Below are 1,544 nucleotides of genomic sequence, written 5' to 3'. Positions count from 1 at the left end.
CGCCAGCAGCGCGCGCAGGCGCAGATGCAGCGCGCGGTCGAGCGAGGCGAAGGGCTCGTCCAGCAGCACGAGCTGCGGCGCGATGGCGAAGGCCCGCGCGAGCGCCACACGCCGCGCGAGGCCGAGCGACAATTGGCCCGGATAATCGCCGCCGCGCCCCGCAAGCTCGAAGGCCGTCAGCAGCTCTTGCAGCCGGGTTTCGTCGAGATGCGGCGCGGCGAGCCGGAGATTGTCCGCGACATTGCGCCAGGGCAGCAGGCGCGGCTCCTGAAAGGCCATGCCGATCCGTTCGGGCGCGCCTGTCGCCGCGCCGGAAAAATCGCGATCAAGCCCGGCGACGATGCGCAGCAGCGTGCTCTTGCCGCAGCCGGACGGGCCGAGCAAGGCGACGATCGCGCCCTCCGCGACGCTCAGCGAAAAGCCGTCGAAGACGAGCCGTTCGCCACCGTCCGCCTTGCGCCACGCCTTGCGCTGGATCGCGATCTCAAGCGCCATGGCGACGCCACCAATTGGCGGAGCGTTCCGCCGGCCGCAGAACCAGGGTTTCGACCAGCATCATCAAGGCCACGAAGGGCAGCGCATAGGCGAGCAGCAGCCGGAGGTCGAACAGCTGGAAGGCCTCGTTCATCTTGAAGCCGACGCCATTGGGACGCCCGAGCAATTCGACCACCAGCACGATCTTCCAGACCAGAGCGAGGCCGCCGCGCGCCGCCGCCGCGACATAGGGCGCAAGTTGCGGAACGACCACATGACGCCAGCGCCGCAGCCGGGGGAAGGCGAACACCTTGGCCATTTCGTCGAGCGCGGGATCGAGCGCGCGCGCGCCCTCGCGCAGCGTGACCACGGCATTGGGCAATTTGTTGAGCGTGATCGCTGCGAGCGCTGAAACCTCGTTCAGTCCGCCCCAGATATAGGCCAGGATGATGACGACCAGGGCCGGCGTGTTCAGCAGAATCACCAGCCAGGGATCGACGAAATGATCGAGCGCGGGCAGGCGCCCGAGCGCCACGCCGAGCGCCGCGCCGAGAATCATGGCGAGCGAAAAACCGGCCAGCACGCGCGCCAGGGTGACGCTGAGATTGAAGAACAAATCCCCGTGGCGCGCCTCGGCGACCATGGTCGCCGCCACGGCTTCCGGCGTCGGCAGATGTTGTGGGCCGAGCATCCAGGCGCCGAATTGCCACAGCGCGAAAAACAGGCCTAGCGAAAGCAGCCGCGTCATTTGGCGCCGGTTTCGCCCGGCGGGTGATAGAATACGGCGGGATCGAGTTCCGTGGCGGAGCCGATGAGTTGCGGGCCTCCGACCGCAGCCAGCGCCTTGAAGATGGCCGCGGCGTCGGCGATGTCGTCGGCGAGCGGTCGCGTCGGAATGCCCTGACGATAATATTGCCGCAGAATGACCAGCGCCGCCGGATCGGTCACGCCGGTCATCGGCGCGATTTTGGCGAAGGCTTCGTCATTGTCGGCGATCAGGCGTTTCGCCTTGGTCATCATGTCGAAGAAGCGCGCCAGCAGCGGGCCGTTTTTCGCGGCGAAATTTTCCG

2 protein-coding genes and 1 pseudogene are annotated in these 1,544 nt (G+C 67.4%); all 3 read right to left on the bottom strand.

All coding sequences use genetic code 11. The annotated features are described in order from the left end of the window. A partial coding sequence (locus tag ACE3S9_RS19455; protein ID WP_374548126.1) for an ATP-binding cassette domain-containing protein occupies positions 1-495 on the bottom strand: 495 nt, incomplete at its 3' end. Next, the gene (locus ACE3S9_RS19450; RefSeq protein ID WP_374548125.1) at positions 485-1,222 is read right to left on the bottom strand and encodes an ABC transporter permease; all 738 of its coding nucleotides are present in this window, start codon (positions 1,220-1,222) and stop codon (positions 485-487) included. The genes ACE3S9_RS19455 and ACE3S9_RS19450, both read right to left, overlap by 11 nt. Continuing rightward, positions 1,219-1,544: pseudogene (locus ACE3S9_RS19445) on the bottom strand (ABC transporter substrate-binding protein); the annotation flags it as partial. The pseudogene ACE3S9_RS19445 and the gene ACE3S9_RS19450, both read right to left, overlap by 4 nt.

Origin of the sequence: Rhodoblastus sp. (genome assembly GCF_041915505.1) — a bacterium.
GTDB lineage: Bacteria > Pseudomonadota > Alphaproteobacteria > Rhizobiales > Beijerinckiaceae > Rhodoblastus.
The sequence above is the reverse complement of the archived record's forward strand: the minus strand, read 5'-3'. Positions and strand labels throughout refer to the sequence as shown.